The organism is Allobosea sp. (assembly GCF_051860145.1).
Lineage (GTDB): Bacteria > Pseudomonadota > Alphaproteobacteria > Rhizobiales > Beijerinckiaceae > Allobosea.
Genome location: NZ_JBHYEM010000002.1, coordinates 176,034 through 191,248, shown reverse-complemented (window position 1 = coordinate 191,248; position 15,215 = coordinate 176,034). Strand labels below are relative to the sequence as shown.

Sequence of the window (15,215 nt, the reverse complement as noted above, 5' to 3'; positions counted from 1 at the left end):
CGCCATGCCCATCGAGGACCATTCCATGACAGTATCGTCTCGCGGCGAGGAAGACATCGCGGCGCTGCGCGCCCGCGTGGCGCTCGCCAACAAATTCGCCTGGATCGTCGTCTCCGGCCTGACGGCGATCTGCTATCGCGAGCGCGGCGAGAAGGCCCTGAACGACATCTGGGCCGCGCTGCTCTCGTCCGAGCAGAAGGTCCGCTTCCGCGCGGCGCTGGTCAAGCTTGGCATCGAGAACGATCCGCCGGCTTTGGCGGCGGCGAAGTATCACTACTTCTCCAATTCGATCGGCGGGCTGAACATGCAGCTGATCGAGGAAAGCCCGAAGAAGGTCTGGATCCGCTATCTCTCGCCCTGGGGCACCTATCCGGGCATCGCTGCGTTGACGGTCCCGACCTCGGTGCGCCGCACGATCCTTTCGACCTGGCATCCGCGCAACGGTCAGCTTCTCGGCTGTCCGCGTCTCGGCTGGGTCGCCACCAAATTCGTCGCCGAAGGGCATCCCTACGACGAAGGCTATTTCCAGGAATACGACCACGACCTCGCGCCGGAGGAACGGTTCCGGGTCGAGCATGTCGAGACGACGCCCGAATTCGACGCCGACAAGGCTCCGAAGCTCGATCCCGCGATCTGGCCGGAGGCGCGCTGGCTGAAGGGCAGCTACAGCTACGGCGTCGATTACGTCCAGCACGTGATCGAGATCATGCACCGGCTGTTCGGCGCCCCTGCGGCGCAAGGCCTCGTCGCGGCCGGGATGCGGCTGCTCGCGGTGCAGTTCGGCCCCGATCTTGCCAAGGCGAGCGGCGAGGAAGGCTCGACGCCCGAAGCGATCGCCCGCAGCTTCGCCGCGATCCTGCGCGCGTTCCGCAACGAATGTGCGGTCGAGACGTCGGGTGCCAACCGCACGGTCCTGCGCCTGCGCGGCTTCCTGCCCTTCGCGCATGAGGCGGATGACGGGTTGCGGCAGTCAGTTTTCGCGCTGTTCGCGATGATGACGCGCCTGCGCAACGGCCATGTTGCGATCGCCCGCAGCTTCGACCCCGCCAGCCAGACGGAAAGCTGGACGCTGTCGGACGAGAAGCGCTGGCTCTGGTGAGGCGATAACGATGCGCAAGCAGACCAACTGGTTCTCCGACGAGGAGACCGTCCCGCTCCTCCTCGAACGCTGCGCGCGCGAGCGGCCCGACCATGTCTTCTGCCGTCAGGATGACACCGAGATCACTTGCGCGGCGCTGAACGCCCGCGTCAATCGCGCAGCCCATGGGCTGGCGGCGCTCGGGGTCGGCAAGGGCACCCATGCCGCGGTCATGCTCGGCCACCATCTCGACTATGTCGCGATCTTCTTCGCCCTGATGAAGCTCGGCGCGGTCCAGGTGCCGATCAACGTCAATCTCAAGGGCCAGGGGCTGGCCTACATCATCGACCATTCCGCTCCGAGCCTGATCGTGGCCGACGCCGACTTCGCCGAGGCGCTCGATCCGATCCTTGCCGAGCGGGGCTCGATCCGCCAGGTCTGGCGGGGTCGCGCGCCGCAGGATGGGCGCAGCTCGACCCCGATCGAGAGCGTCCTGTCCCATCCGGTCGACAGCGACCCCGTCGTGCCGCTTCGCGACGACGACCTGCGCATCATCCTCTACACCTCGGGCACGACCGGCCCAGCCAAGGGCGTCGAGATGACAGACCGGATGCTGCGGGCCTCGGCGCTCGGCTCGATCTGGATCGGCAACATCCAGCCTGGCAGCATCCTTCACTTCTGGGACCCGATCTATCATGTCTTCGGCAGCGAGGTGCTGGTGCTCTCGCTGATGGTGCCGGTGACGCTCGGCTTCGTCCCGCGCTTCAGCGCGACGCGTTTCTGGGGCGAGGTGCGCGCCTATGGCGCGACCCATATCCATTTCGTCGGCGGCGTGCTGCAGCTTCTGCTGAAGCAGCCGCCTTCGCCGGACGACCGCAATCACGGTGCGAAGATCGCCTGGGGCGGCGGCTGCCCGGTTGGCATCTGGCGCGAATTCGAGGAGCGCTTCGGCGTCGAGATCCGCGAGGGCTACGGCATGACCGAGACCTCGAGCTTCAGCGTGATCAACACCGAGGGCAAGCTGGGTTCGATCGGCAAGGCTGTCGACTTCTTCGAGGTCGAGATCGTCGACGACAGCGGTAATGTCACCGCGCCGCGCGACGTCGGCGAGATCCGCGTCGCCGAGAATGAGCGCGGCACCATGGTCGCCCGCTACCACAAGGATCCCGAGACCACGGCCAAGACGATCCGCGACGGCTGGCTCTACACCGGCGACCTCGCCTGGCGTGACGAGGACGGCTTCATCTTCTTCCTGGGGCGCAAGAAGGACAGCCTGCGCCGTCGCGGCGAGAACATCTCCGCCTGGGAGGTCGAGCGGGTGATCAACGACCATCCGGCGGTCGAGGAGAGCGCCCTGATCGGCGTGACCAACGAATTCGCCGACGAGGATCTGAAGCTCTTCGTCAAGCTCAAGCCCGATGAGCGGCTCGATGCGGCGGAGCTGTTGCGTTGGTGCGAGCCCAGGATGGCGGCCTTCCAGATTCCGCGTTTCGTCGCCTTCGTCGACGAGTTCCGCAAGACGCCGACCCAGCGCATCCAGAAGCAGTTCCTGTCGAAGGCGATCGACGACGGCTGCTTCGACCGCGAGCGCGCTGTCGCGAAAGTTTGAAGCCGAGGACAAGATGCAGCTCAACAGCAAGACAGCGATCGTCACAGGCGCCGCCCAGGGCATCGGCGCCGCGATCGCGCGGGAATTCATCGCGCAGGGCGCCAATGTGGTCATTGCCGATGTACAGGACCAGCGTGGCGCCCAGCTCGCCGCGGAACTGGGCGAGCGCTGCCGCTACAGCCACTGCGATGTCGGCAACGCGGAGCATGTCACGCGGCTGGTCGAAACGGCCTGCGACTGGTTCGGCGGCATCGACATCGCCGTCAGCAATGCCGGCATCAACCAGAACGCCGAGATCCTCGACATCACCGAGGAGGATTTCGACCGCGTGCTGCGGGTCAACCTCAAGGGTGGCTTCCTGGTCGGGCAGGCTACGGCACGCAAGATGGTGGCACAGGGCCGCAAGGGCGTGATCATCAATATGAGCTCGATCAATGCGGTGGTCTGCAGCCCCCATATCGTGCCCTATGCCGTCAGCAAGGGCGGGCTGAACCAATTGACCGCAGTCATGGCACTCGGCCTCGCCAAGCACGGCATCCGCGTCAATGGCATCGGTCCCGGCAGCGTCGAGACCGAGCTGCTTGCCCAGATCGTCAACACCGATCCCGGCGCGCTGAAGAACATCCTCTCGCGCACGCCGATGGGGCGCCTCGGCCAGCCCGACGAGATCGCCAGGATAGCGGTGTTCCTGGCGAGCGATGCGTCGAGCTACATGACCGGACAGACCATCTATGCCGATGGCGGGCGGCTGCCGCTGGCCTATACCGTGCCGGTGTCGGCATGACGGCCGGGACCTCGCAAGAGTCCAATGCGACCCCGATGATCCGCCTCGAAGGCGTCGGCAAGATCTATGGCGGCTTCACGGCCCTGCATCGCACGGACCTTTCCGTGCGCCGCGGCGAGTTCCTGACGCTTCTCGGCCCCAGCGGATCGGGCAAGAGCACGATCCTCAACCTGATCTCCGGCGCCGTCGCGGCGACGTCGGGTCGGATCGACATCGACGGCCGGGACGTCACCGACGTTCCAGCCCGCGAGCGCGGCATCGGCATGGTCTTTCAGAACTATGCGCTGATGCCCCACATGAGCGTCTTCGACAACGTCGCCTATCCGCTGAAGATCAGGGGGCTGCCGAAAGCGCAGATCGCCGAGAAGGTCCGGGACGTGCTGGCCCGGGTCGGCCTGACCGGCTTCGAGGCGCGCAAGCCGCGCCAGCTGTCCGGCGGCCAGCAGCAGCGTGTCGGCATTGCCCGCTGCATCGTCTACTCACCGAAGATCATCCTGATGGACGAACCGCTCGGCGCGCTCGACAAGAACATGCGCGACCAGATGCAGGAGGAGATCAAGCGCCTCCATACCGAGCTCGGCACGACCATCGTCTACGTGACGCATGATCAGGAGGAAGCGCTCAACCTCTCCGACACGGTCTGCCTCATGGAGACCGGCAACGTCTCGCAAACCGGCTCGCCGGAAGAGCTCTATTTCGCGCCGGCCAACATGTTCGCGGCACAATTCATCGGCGAATCCAACCTGTTCGACGTCGTGCGGGGAGAGGGCGGGGTCCTTCGGGCCTCGGACGGAACGCTGTTCTGGCCGGGCGCCGATGCCGGCCCGGGCAGCAAGGTTCTGGTCAGGCCGGAGAAGCTGCGGATCGTCGATGAGGGGCAACTGCCACCCGACCGGGTCAACGTGCTGTCGGGCGAGATCGACCATGTCTCCTTCGTCGGCGGCATGACGCGCGTGAGCGTCCGCACCGCCGGCGGAACAAGCTTTGTCGCCAAGAGCATTTCGGAACGCGCAGCGCTGCGCGTCAAGCCGGGCGACCGGCTGCATGTCACCTGGGATGCCGGTGACGTGATCATGCTGAACGGTTGAGCGCGATGTCCGAGACGTTCCTGAGCGAGCTGCGCACCGTTCCAGATACGGCGATCACGGACGTGCCGGCCGAGATGGAGGCGCATCTCGTCGATTGGCGCAAACGACATTTCGGCAAGGCGCTCGCCGTCGCGTTTCCCGCGTCGACGGCGGCGGTCGCGCAGATCGTCAAGCTTTGCGCGCACCACCGCGTGCCAATCTACCCGCAGGGGGGCAACACCAGCGTCTGCGGCGGCTCCGTGCCCGACGCCGCCGGCGGCGGGATCGTGCTCAACCTGCGCCGGATGAACCGCATCCTCTCGGTCGACGCCCGCGACAACTCAATGCTCGTCGAGGCCGGCTGCGTGCTGGCCCAGGTGCAGGAGGCCGCGCGGGCGGTAGACCGGCTCTTTCCCATGAGCCTCGGGGCAGAAGGCTCTTGCCAGATCGGCGGCAATCTCGCGACCAATGCCGGGGGCACCGCCGTCCTGCGCTACGGGAACATGCGCGACCTCGTTCTCGGCATCGAAGCCGTCATGCCCGACGGCACCATCTGGAACGGACTGCGCGCGCTGCGGAAGAACAACAGCGGCTATGATCTGAAGAACCTGTTCATCGGATCGGAAGGCACTCTGGGGATCATCACCGCAGCCGTGCTGAAGCTTTTCCCGCTGCCGCAGCACAACGTCACGGCGCTCATCGCGGTACCGAGCATCGAGGATGCGGCGAGCCTCGCCTCGGACCTGCAAAGCGGGTTTCCGGGCTTGGTCTCGGCCATGGAGCTCATCTCGTCCAGCGAACTGGAGCTGGTGATCCGGCATATTCCCGATACCGCGAGGCCGCTGCCGACACAGGCGCCGTGGTACGTTCTGACGGAGATGGCCGGCGCGGACGATGCGGCCGCGATGTCCGACCGCCTCACCGACCTGCTGGAGGCTCCGCTGGCCGCCGGAAGGGTCCTGGACGCCACCATCGCGACGAGCGAGCGGCAGCGGCAGCAACTCTGGCACATTCGCCACCACGTGACCGAAGCCAACGTCAAGGAAGGGATGGGCATCACGCACGACATCGCCGTGCCGCCGGCGCGCATTCCGCAATTCGTCAGGCTCGCGGAGGCTGCGCTCGCAACCCGGTTTGTCAATGCGACACCGGTCGTCGTCGGGCATCTCGGCGATGGAAACCTGCATTACATCGCGATGTTCAGCCATGGCGACTGGGCCGCGACCGCCGACAAGCCGGCTTGCACAGCTGCCGTCAATCACCTGATCTACGACATCGCCGCCGAACTGGGCGGCACCTTCAGCGCCGAGCACGGCATCGGCTCGATCCATATCGCCGAGATGGAGCGCTACAAGCCGCCGTCGGAGCTCGCGCTGATGCAGGCTATGAAACGGACGCTCGATCCGCTCGGGATCATGAACCCGGGCCGGGTCCTGCCGCCTGCGCCACCCGCCGCCGCTTGACCGTGGCGGGTCTTCGCGAGCCGGCGGCAGGACGGGCCTTCATCCGGGCTCGCGCGGGAGCCGCTCCGACATGCCGCCATTGGGTGCAGACCCGCCGGATCGACCGATGAGCGACTTTCTCGACTTCTCCGAAATGCGTGCTTCGGCGCGCCGCCGCCTGCCGCGTGCTATCTTCGACTACATCGATCGCGGCACCGAGGCCGAGACGGCGATCGTCGGCCTGAGAAAGGCCTTCGATCGGCGCAGGATCGTGCAAAGGGCGCTTTGCGACGTGTCGAATCCGGACCTCGGCGTCGACATAGTGGGGACGCGCCGCGCGCACCCGCTCATCATCGCGCCGACGGCTCTCGCCGGGCTGGTTCGCTATGACGGCGAAATCGAGATCGCGCGCGGAGCCGCACAGGCCGGGCTGCCGTACTGCGCGGCGACGCAGGCATCGACGCGGATCGAGGAGATCGTCGCGAGATCGCCGCAGACCGAACTCTGGTTCCAGCTCTATCCTTGGCGCGATCGCACGGAAACGCTTCGTCTGATCGACCGGGTCCGCGCTCTCGGCATTGGAACGTTGCTGGTCACGGTCGATACGCCCGGCTCGCCAAAGAAGGTCCACAACCAGCGCAACGGTTTCACGATCCCACTGAAGCCCAGCCTCAGGCTCGGCCTGGACCTGATGCGCCATCCGGGCTGGAGCCTCGGCGTCATGGGGCGCTATTGGATAACGCGCGGCTTGCCCTCTTTCGACAACTATCCGGGCGAGGTTCGAACCGCGATCACGCGTTCGGTCAGCGATCCACGTTTCGCGCTCACGACCAATTTCGAACGCGATCTGATATCGGCCATCCGGGACCGCTGGCCAGGCCATCTGATCGTCAAGGGCATCCAGCATCCCGACGACGCCGAGCTTGCCGTATCCCTGGGCGCGCAAGGCGTGGTGATCTCCTCGCATGGCGGCCGCAATCTGGACAGTCTCGCGCATCCGCTTTCGGTGTTGCCGGCTATTCGCAGCGCGATCGGGGGCAGGGCCCTTGTCCTGGCCGACAGCGGGATCAGGCACGGCAGCGATATCGCCAAGCTCATCGGGGCAGGGGCGGACGCCGTGCTGGCCGGCAGGGCTTTCCTGTGGGCGCTGGCAACATCGGGCGAAGCCGGCGTTCCTCGTGCGGCCAAGCTGCTGATCGACGAATTGCGGACGTTTATGGCTTTCGCGGGCATGCGCAATCTTGCAGCCTTGCGTGAGGCGCAATGGATTGATTCAAGCGACTAGCGCGTCAGCGAGCCCATGCTGCTGGCGCCGCTTCTGGCAGCTGGCCGATGTCGCCTCTCGTGGCGCTGGACTGCCTTGACGATGGCGCCACCATACAAGCAGATCTGATGAGCTCGTTGCTCAAGCGCGTTTCAATCCAGCAACATGAGCAGCAGCGCATTGTCGCGAGAGCTCAGCGACGATCATCCCCATTCGACTCATCGTATCGAGATGATAAGACGCTGAAAATTCGTAGCTCGGCAGCTCGAACTCGCAGGGGAGGAGCTGGAGCTCGGGGTCATCGGGGCTGATGCATGCTTCGCTGAGTGCGCCTATCGCCAGACCGCTTCGAGCCAGCCTGATGATCGCCTCGACGGAATTGCTTGAACTGATCTGCTTGCGATACAGCCCGTTAGTGCGGAACAACTCTTCTATCGACGCATATGTCGCGGAATCGCGAGCGTGCGTGACCACCCAGTGCTGGGCGATCTCCCGCAGGACCAGATCGCGCCCAGCGACTTGGGCCGCGAGTTCGCGATTCGCTATCCACGCGGTTCGATAGGTCCCAAGGGGGACTTGCCTGACGCCCGCTTCATGGACCGCGCCCATCAGGATCGCGACGTCCAGTTCTCCGCCGACGAGGCTTGCCCTCAATCGCGGCGACGTATCGATGGTCATCTCGACGACGAGGTTCGGGAATTCCGCCCGAAGCAGCCGCAGAAGATCGGTCAGCCAGGCGTGAACGATCGTGCTTGTGGCTCCCAGCCGTACCGTTTGCGGTTCCCCCGACGACTTCGCCGTCGACTTGAAGCGGTTGACGCCGTCGAGAACCTGCTCGGCATAGGCCAGAAGCTCGAGGCCCTTCGCCGTCGGACGGACCGTCGAGCCGCTGCGCTCGATGAGCTTGACGCCGAGTTCCTGCTCCAGCGCCGATAGCCTCAGCGAAACAGCGGGTTGCGTCACATTGAGCCGGTTCGCCGCGGCCCGGAAACTCCGCAGCGTGGCGATGGAAACGAAGGTCTCGAACTGCCTTAAATCCATGCTGCCTCATTAGCATGACTTATCACTATGTGAATATCGATTTAATTGGACATGAGTGATGCCGACTAACAGTATCTGCCCAAACAAGGGGAGCAGAGCATTGCCGGCCGCCAAACTCGTCATCGACCGGGTTCGCAAATCATATGGTCCAGTGCACGCGCTGCGCGAGACGTCTCTCGACGTCGAGAGCGGAGAGTTCCTCACGCTCCTAGGCCCGTCCGGCTCGGGCAAGACCACTCTGTTGACGATTCTGGCCGGTCTGGTCGTGCCCGATGCCGGCGAGATTTCGTTTGGTGGCGTCAACCAGACCTATGCTCCCGTGCATAAGCGCGACATTGGCCTGGTCTTCCAGAACTATGCGCTGTTTCCGCATCTCAGCGTCTTCGAGAACATCGCCTTTCCGCTGCGGATGCGGCGCGTTCCCGAACGGGAGATCTCCACACGCGTCGCGCGCATGCTCGAGATCGTCCGCCTGCCGCATGTGGCGGAGCGCCTGCCCCGCGAACTGTCCGGCGGCCAGCAGCAGCGCATCGCACTGGCACGCTGCGCCGTCTACCAGCCTTCGGTGATCCTGATGGACGAGCCGCTGGGCGCGCTCGACAAGAAGTTGCGGGACCAGATGCAGGTCGAAATCAAGCGCCTGCATTCGGAATTGGGAACCACCATCCTCTACGTCACCCATGACCAGGAGGAGGCGATGGCCATGTCCGATCGCATCTGCCTGATGCACGACGGCGGCATCGAGCAGCTCGGCACCCCAGCCGAGCTCTATTTCGAGCCGCGAACAGTCTTCGCGGCCGATTTCCTCGGCGGAGCCAATGTCTTCGCGCTGAAGCGAGGCGGCGACGGGACGCCTTGCTGCCCGGATGGCGCACCGTTGCACTACCGCGCGACCGAAGCCGCCTCGACCGCGGCCGGCCATTTCATGGTCCGCCCCGAGCACCTGCGTCCTCTGAAGGCGCAGGAAACGAGCGACAATTCGGTTTCCGCCGTGCTGGAGCATGTCGTCATGAGCGGTGCAGTGACGCGCTACCACGCGGCCTTGGCGGACGGCCAGACGATCGTCGCGACGCGCCTCACCGACGGGCCGCCCACTGCCCGCGTGGGCGATTGCATCCGCCTCGGCTGGTCCGCGGAGCGGACCGTCCTGCTGGGCGGTGCGGCATGAAGGCGCTGTCGACACGGCTCTTCGGGCCGAGCTTCTGGCCGCTGGCCCCGGCGCTCCTGCTGCTCGGCCTCGTCTTCCTGCTGCCGGTCACCCAGCTGCTCTGGCTCAGCGGCCTGGACGGACAGGGCCAGCCCTCCTTCGAGCACTACGCTCGCCTCGGCGAAAGCGCGCTCTACCTGCAGGTGCTCGGCAATACCTTCAGGATCGCCGCCTGGACGACCGTCGCCTGCCTGATCGCCGGCTATCCGGTGGCCTATCTGCTCGCCACGTCGAAATCCTCCACCCGCTCGCTGCTGCTGATCTGCGTGCTCATGCCGTTCTGGACCAGCGTCCTGGTCCGGGCCTTCGCCTTCATGGTCATCCTCGGGCGGCGCGGCATGATCAATCAGGGGCTCGATGCCCTCGGCCTGCCGCCGCTCGAGCTGATCTACAATTTCAGCAGCGTCATCGTCGGCATGGCCCACGCGCTGATGCCGCTCGCGGTTCTCACGATGCTCTCGGTGATGCAGAACATCGAGCCCAACACCAGCCGGGCCGCGGCGACACTTGGCGCCCGGGGTTCGCACGTCTTCTGGCGCATCTATTTCCCGCAGTCGCTGCCGGGGGTCGCCGCCGCCGGGCTGCTGGTCTTCATCACCGCGCTCGGTTTCTTCGTCACGCCCACGCTGCTGGGCAGTCGGCGCGAGACGATGATCGCCCAGATCATCATCACTCAGATCGACGAAGCGCTGGACTGGGGCTTCGCCGGCGCGGTGGCGGTGCTCCTGCTGGTGGCATCGATCGCCGTGTTCTGGCTCTTCGACCGCGTGCTCGGCATGTCGGTCCTCACGGGCGAGGTCGGTGGCGCGCGAGACAACGGACGCGGCGGCCTGGCGCGCGTCGCGGGAGCGATCGGCCGCAAGGCGCTCGCGGTTGTGAGCTGGACCTGCGCATTCGCGGGCGAGGCCCTCGACCGCCTGCGTCCGCACCGTGAGGGACCACCGCGTTCGGCGGGCCGCCCCGTTCTCTGGTTCGTCGGCCTCGCCGTCATCTTCTTCCTGGCGGCGCCCTCGTTCGTGTTGGTTCCGATCTCGTTTTCGGGCAGCTCCTTCTTCGAGTGGCCGCCGCGCGGCTTCTCGCTGCAATGGTATCAGGCCTATCTGGAATCGCCGCTGTGGCAGGCCGCGACCTGGCGCTCGATCGCGGTGGGGCTGGCGACCGCGGTCCTGTCGGTGGCGCTCGGCACTCCTGCGGCGTTCGTCCTCGCTCGTCGCCCGCTGCCGGCCAAGACGGCCGTGATGGCTTTCCTGCTCCTGCCGATGGTGATGCCGCACATCATCGTCGCGCTCGCCTTGTACTACGCCTTCTCGCGGATCGGCCTCGTCGGCACGTCATTCGGCCTCGTGCTCGGCCATACGGTGTTCTCGCTGCCCTATGTCGTGATCACCGTGATGGCGGTGCTGCGCAACTATGACGTCCGGCTCGACCAGGCCGCATGGACGCTCGGCGCAAGCAAGTTCACGGCCTTCCGGCGGATTACCTACCCCATCATCCGGACCGGCATGATGACCGCCTTCCTGTTCGCTTTCGTCAAATCCTTCGATGAGCTGACGGTCGCGCTCTTCATCAGCAGCGGCGTGTCCACCACTTTGCCGCGTCAGATGTGGGCGGATGCGCTCCTCAATGTCAGCCCGACCTTGGCAGCCGTCTCGACCGTGATGCTCGTCTTCGTCGTCGGCGTCATCCTGCTCGGGGAAATGCTTTCCCGGCGCCGGAAGGCGATCTGATCCGCCTCGATAACCTCAGCCGTGGAGCGTGCCATGCGTGATTTCGTCAGTCCCACCCGCCGATCTGTCCTCGCCGGCACTGCGGCGCTTCTGGCCGCACCGAACATCGCCCGCGGCCAGTCGCGCTCCCTCGTGGTCTCCGATCCCGGCGGCGTCTATTCGACGGCTTTCGCGGAAGCCTATTACCGCCCGTTCACCCAGGAGACGGGGATCGCGGTGACCTCCGTGGTCAGGCGCTCGAACCCGGCTGCCGAGTTCAAGGCTCAGGTCGATACCCGCAACTATTCATGGGACATCAGCGGCGGCATCACCTCGGACGTCGCCGAACTGCTCGAAAAGCAATCCCTGCTCGACCCTCTGGATCTGTCCGGCGACGCCATGGCGGCTATCCCCGCCGACATGAAGAACACGTTCTACATGGCCGACAACGTGGTGACCTTCGTACTGGCCTACAGGACCGACAGGTTCCCCAAAGGCCTGAATTCCTTCGCCGATATCTGGGACGTCTCGGGTTTCCCGGGGCGGCGCGGCATGCGCAAGCTCGCTCGCGACATGGTCGAGATCGCGATGCGCGCCGCCGGCGTGCCCGGCGGTCCCGAGATCTATCGTGCCCTCGAGGCTCCGGGTGGCTGGGATCGAGCCTTCGCGAAGCTCGACGAGGTGAAGAAGCAGGTGCAGGTCTGGTGGGATTCCTCGCCGCAGAGCACCCAGCTCCTTCAGTCCGGCGAGGTCGACATCTGTCCGACCTTCAACGCCCGCGCCCAGACCGCAGCCGATGCCGGCGCGCCGGTGGCGATCAACTGGAACGGCGGCTTTTACAGTCTGTCCGGCTGGGCCATTCCCAAGGGCACGCCGAAGGGCGACCTCGCCCGGCAGTTCGTCAGCTTCTGCGCCCGGCCGGACCGGCAAGCGGCGGTCACCCGGCTGCTGCCGAACGGGCCGACCAATCCCGAGGCCTACAAGTTCATCGACAAGGCAGTGGCCGAGAAGCTTCCGACCTTCCCGGAGAACCTGCGCCAGACCGCCCGGATCGACGACGCCTTCTGGGGGAAGAACAAGGCGATGTCCGATCGCCGTTTCAACGAATGGCTCCTGCAAGGCTGAACCTTTATGGCTTCCATCACCTCCCTGGAGCTGCGCCAGATCTCGGCGCAGCTTCCCTCGACGTTCAGCGGCGGCACCTACCAGCTCGATTCGCGAACGGCTCTCCTGTGTCGGATCAAGGCCGATGACGGGACGATCGGGGAAGCCTGCGTCGGAAACGAATCGCACTATTCCGACTATCTCAAGCAGACGGTGCTCGGCCCCTTCAGAGAGCTGCTGATCGGCGCCGACCCGTTGCGTGGTGAGCAGCTGTGGCGGGGCATGGTTGCGTTCGACAAGGCCTATATCGACCGGCCGTCGCTGATGCTCGCGATCGCGACCGTGGATGCTGCCCTGTGGGATCTCAGGGGCAAGTTGCTCGGTGTCCCGGTCTGGAAGCTGCTCGGGGGATATGATCCGCATGTACCGATGATCGGCATTGGCGGCTATTACGAGACAAGCCGCGACGCCGACGGCATTCGCAGGGAAATCGCGTTCTATCGTGAGCGCGGGCTGGCCGGCATCAAGTTCAAGGTCGGCGCCCTGTCGATCGAGGAGGACGTCGAGCGCGTCCGCGTGGCCCGCGAGGCGGCGGGTAGGGGTTTTGCCATCGTCGTCGACTCGAACATGGCCTGGACGACCGAGGACGCGGTCAGGTTTGCGCGTTTGATCGTACCTTATGAACCGGCCTGGCTGGAGGAGCCGGTCCATCCGCGCAACGTGGCCCGCGGCCTGTCGGATGTGCGCCTGAAGACCGGCATCAACACCGGTGCAGGACAATCTGAACCGTCGATTTTCGATGCTGTCCGGCTCATCGAAGAGCGCGCGGTCGACGTTCTCAACGTCACTTACAACCGCGGCGGCGGCATCACCGGCTGGATCAAGCTTGCCGCCATGGCCGCCTTCTCGGATGTCCGCATGGCGCAGGTTGGAGAGCCGCATATCAGCCTGCACATGATGGCGGCGATCCCGAACCGAACCTTCGTCGAATGCTATCCCGACCCCAATAGGGATCCGATCTGGGCCAACCTGTATCGCAACCGGCCTGAGCCGAGGGACGGGATTCTGACGGCGCCCGAGACCCCGGGGCTCGGCCTCGAATTCGACCCCGCGGTGGTCGAGGCCTATGCGATCGAGGGCTGGCAATGACCAAGGTCACATCGATCGAAGCGGCTGCCGGACCTGCCGACGCACGGCTCAGCGCGGCTCCGGCCCAAGCCCTGATGGCGATCTACGAAGCTCCGCATCTCGAGCGCGAGAAACGCCAATTCGCCGAGTATCTTCGGGTTGATCGAGCGCATGCCGTCATGCTCGCCGAGCAGGGAATTCTATCTCCGAAGGCGGCCTCCGCCATCCTGTCCTCGCTCATCGAGATCGAGCGCCTGGGGCCGGATGCCTTGCCGTTCGACGTGGCCCGCGGCGGCTTCGTGTTTCAGATCGAGCATTTTCTCGCGGCCCGCATAGGTGAGGATTTCGCGGGGCGGCTGCATACGGGTCGCAGCCGCCTGGACCAGGGCCCTACCGTGCGACGCCTTTACAAGCGCCGTCAGCTGCTGGACGTCTTCGATGGCATCCTGTCCTTGGCGGACGCCTTGGCGAGTTTGGCGTCGCGGCATCAACTGAGCGTCATGCCGGGCTATACCTGTCTCCAACACGCTCACCCGACGGTGTTCGGGCATTACCTGCTGTCCTTCGTCGCGAAGCTTCAGGACGATTTCGAACGCCTCGAGGATGCCTATCGCCGCCTGGACCGTTGCCCGCTCGGCGCGGCGGGCCTTGCAGGCACGAGCTGGCCGATCGACCGGCACCGCGTTGCGGAACTGCTCGGTTTCAGCGATGTCCTGGTGAATGCGAAGCTGGCGCGGGAGGCCTATTATGCCGCCGACCTCATTGGCGGCCTGTCGTTCGTGATGGCCACGTTGAACGATCTGGCGACCGATCTCCATATCTGGTCATCGGCCGAATTCGGCTTCGTAGAGTGCGCGGACGAGTTCTGCGGTACGAGCAGCATTTTCCCCCAGAAGAAGAATCCGACCGCATTGGAGGCCGTGAAGTTTGCGGCCGGCGAGGCGGTGATATGGCTTTCGAGCGCGCTCGCGACCTTTCGCTCGGAGGGCACCGGCGATGTCGTGATGAGAGAAGTCCCTCAGCTCGATGCTGCATTCAAGGCCACACGAGGCTCCCTCGAGCTGATGACCGGCGTAATCTCCAGCTTGGCGGTTCATACCGCCCGGATGGAGCACGTCGCCTCCAACAGCTGGGCGACGGCGACGGGTCTCGCGGATGAAATCGTAGCGCGCACGGAGTTGTCGTTCAGGCAGGCTCACCATGTGGTGGCCCGTCTCGTGCGCAATGCGCTGGAAGACGGCATCTCCACCGCCGGCGTTACGGGCGAAATGCTCGATGTCGCCTGCCGAAACGTGCACCTTGAACCGGTGGGCCTGTCTGATGGCATCATTCGAGGGGTGCTGGAGGCGCGCGGGTTCGTTGCATCGCGGACGTCACTCGGCGGCACCGCAGCGAGCGAGGTCGAAGGACTTGCGTTCGCAGCTCGGGAAAAAAACACCGCCCTTCTCGGGGAGCAGAAGGCGCGCCGAGCGATAGTCGAGCGGGCCTCGGAGGTTCTTTCCGAGGCGGAAGCCGCTTGGTTGTAGTCCCGAACTCGCCAGCTGCCGATCAGCTCAGGCGGCCGGCTTTTGAACATGCAATCTGGCTTCATCGGCCCTTGAGGGGGCGATGAAGCTCCTTGAAAGCCCCGCCAGTGCAGGGCTGGCGAAGCGCATTGTGCCTGACAGTAACAAGGCCAGGCCGGGCTTGGCGCCCATCACAAGCTGACTCACACAGCGCTGCAGATTTGCAGGTTTTGACCGTGGGCCGAATCCCGGAGCCCCTAGCCTAGGGCAGCCTCGAATG

General features: G+C 65.2%; 12 protein-coding genes. 11 read left to right on the top strand and 1 reads right to left on the bottom strand.

Annotated features, from left to right (window positions below):
* Positions 1 to 25 precede the first annotated feature (25 nt).
* The 6 genes from ACTIF2_RS04100 (at position 26) to ACTIF2_RS04075 (ending at position 7,265) form a co-directional block, all read left to right on the top strand.
* The gene (locus tag ACTIF2_RS04100) at positions 26 to 1,099 is read left to right on the top strand and encodes a hypothetical protein (RefSeq protein WP_439495767.1); all 1,074 of its coding nucleotides are present in this window, start codon (positions 26 to 28) and stop codon (positions 1,097 to 1,099) included.
* A 10-nt stretch (positions 1,100 to 1,109) separates the two neighbouring features.
* A complete protein-coding gene (locus ACTIF2_RS04095; protein ID WP_439495766.1) occupies positions 1,110 to 2,687 on the top strand; it encodes an AMP-binding protein in 1,578 nt (525 codons plus the stop codon).
* A 13-nt stretch (positions 2,688 to 2,700) separates the two neighbouring features.
* Positions 2,701 to 3,471, top strand: coding sequence for an SDR family NAD(P)-dependent oxidoreductase (locus tag ACTIF2_RS04090; RefSeq protein ID WP_439495765.1), 771 nt, complete (start codon positions 2,701 to 2,703; stop codon positions 3,469 to 3,471).
* 35 nt (positions 3,472 to 3,506) lie between these two features.
* On the top strand, positions 3,507 to 4,559 hold the full coding sequence (locus ACTIF2_RS04085; protein WP_439495764.1) for an ABC transporter ATP-binding protein: 1,053 nt from the start codon (positions 3,507 to 3,509) through the stop codon (positions 4,557 to 4,559).
* Between the two features lie 74 nt (positions 4,560 to 4,633).
* On the top strand, positions 4,634 to 6,001 hold the full coding sequence (locus tag ACTIF2_RS04080) for an FAD-binding oxidoreductase (protein WP_439495763.1): 1,368 nt from the start codon (positions 4,634 to 4,636) through the stop codon (positions 5,999 to 6,001).
* Positions 6,002 to 6,107: 106 nt separating this feature from the next.
* The gene (locus ACTIF2_RS04075) at positions 6,108 to 7,265 is read left to right on the top strand and encodes an alpha-hydroxy acid oxidase (protein ID WP_439495762.1); all 1,158 of its coding nucleotides are present in this window, start codon (positions 6,108 to 6,110) and stop codon (positions 7,263 to 7,265) included.
* Between the two features lie 120 nt (positions 7,266 to 7,385).
* Here the strand turns inward: ACTIF2_RS04075 and ACTIF2_RS04070 are convergent, their stop codons facing one another.
* Entirely contained in the window at positions 7,386 to 8,285 is a 900-nt protein-coding gene (locus ACTIF2_RS04070) for a LysR family transcriptional regulator (RefSeq protein ID WP_439495761.1), read from the bottom strand.
* A gap of 58 nt (positions 8,286 to 8,343) precedes the next feature.
* On the opposite strand from ACTIF2_RS04070, the gene ACTIF2_RS04065 reads away from it, so the two are divergent.
* The 5 genes from ACTIF2_RS04065 to argH are packed head-to-tail and all read left to right on the top strand — an operon-like array spanning position 8,344 to position 14,956.
* Complete coding sequence (locus tag ACTIF2_RS04065; RefSeq protein ID WP_439495760.1) at positions 8,344 to 9,453, top strand: ABC transporter ATP-binding protein; 1,110 nt, start codon at positions 8,344 to 8,346, stop codon at positions 9,451 to 9,453.
* Complete coding sequence (locus ACTIF2_RS04060) at positions 9,450 to 11,219, top strand: ABC transporter permease subunit (protein ID WP_439495759.1); 1,770 nt, start codon at positions 9,450 to 9,452, stop codon at positions 11,217 to 11,219. The genes ACTIF2_RS04065 and ACTIF2_RS04060 overlap by 4 nt, the downstream gene beginning before the upstream one ends.
* A gap of 33 nt (positions 11,220 to 11,252) precedes the next feature.
* Positions 11,253 to 12,323, top strand: coding sequence for an ABC transporter substrate-binding protein (locus ACTIF2_RS04055; RefSeq protein ID WP_439495758.1), 1,071 nt, complete (start codon positions 11,253 to 11,255; stop codon positions 12,321 to 12,323).
* Between the two features lie 6 nt (positions 12,324 to 12,329).
* Positions 12,330 to 13,451 (top strand): mandelate racemase/muconate lactonizing enzyme family protein, encoded by a 1,122-nt coding sequence (locus ACTIF2_RS04050; protein WP_439495757.1) that lies wholly within the window; start codon positions 12,330 to 12,332, stop codon positions 13,449 to 13,451.
* Positions 13,448 to 14,956: an argininosuccinate lyase gene (gene argH, locus ACTIF2_RS04045; protein ID WP_439495756.1), complete on the top strand. Its 1,509-nt coding sequence runs from the start codon at positions 13,448 to 13,450 to the stop codon at positions 14,954 to 14,956. Before ACTIF2_RS04050 ends, argH begins: the two co-directional genes overlap by 4 nt.
* Positions 14,957 to 15,215: the final 259 nt, after the last annotated feature.

Coding starts and splice junctions, on each gene's coding strand:
- ACTIF2_RS04100 (WP_439495767.1), top strand. CDS start 26: ATGACAGTATCGTCTCGCGGCGAGGAAGACATCGCGGCGCTGCGCGCC.
- ACTIF2_RS04060 (WP_439495759.1), top strand. CDS start 9,450: ATGAAGGCGCTGTCGACACGGCTCTTCGGGCCGAGCTTCTGGCCGCTG.
- ACTIF2_RS04055 (WP_439495758.1), top strand. CDS start 11,253: ATGCGTGATTTCGTCAGTCCCACCCGCCGATCTGTCCTCGCCGGCACT.
- ACTIF2_RS04075 (WP_439495762.1), top strand. CDS start 6,108: ATGAGCGACTTTCTCGACTTCTCCGAAATGCGTGCTTCGGCGCGCCGC.
- ACTIF2_RS04070 (WP_439495761.1), bottom strand. CDS start 8,285: ATGGATTTAAGGCAGTTCGAGACCTTCGTTTCCATCGCCACGCTGCGG.
- ACTIF2_RS04065 (WP_439495760.1), top strand. CDS start 8,344: ATGCCGACTAACAGTATCTGCCCAAACAAGGGGAGCAGAGCATTGCCG.
- ACTIF2_RS04080 (WP_439495763.1), top strand. CDS start 4,634: ATGGAGGCGCATCTCGTCGATTGGCGCAAACGACATTTCGGCAAGGCG.
- ACTIF2_RS04085 (WP_439495764.1), top strand. CDS start 3,507: ATGATCCGCCTCGAAGGCGTCGGCAAGATCTATGGCGGCTTCACGGCC.
- ACTIF2_RS04095 (WP_439495766.1), top strand. CDS start 1,110: ATGCGCAAGCAGACCAACTGGTTCTCCGACGAGGAGACCGTCCCGCTC.
- ACTIF2_RS04050 (WP_439495757.1), top strand. CDS start 12,330: ATGGCTTCCATCACCTCCCTGGAGCTGCGCCAGATCTCGGCGCAGCTT.
- argH (WP_439495756.1), top strand. CDS start 13,448: ATGACCAAGGTCACATCGATCGAAGCGGCTGCCGGACCTGCCGACGCA.
- ACTIF2_RS04090 (WP_439495765.1), top strand. CDS start 2,701: ATGCAGCTCAACAGCAAGACAGCGATCGTCACAGGCGCCGCCCAGGGC.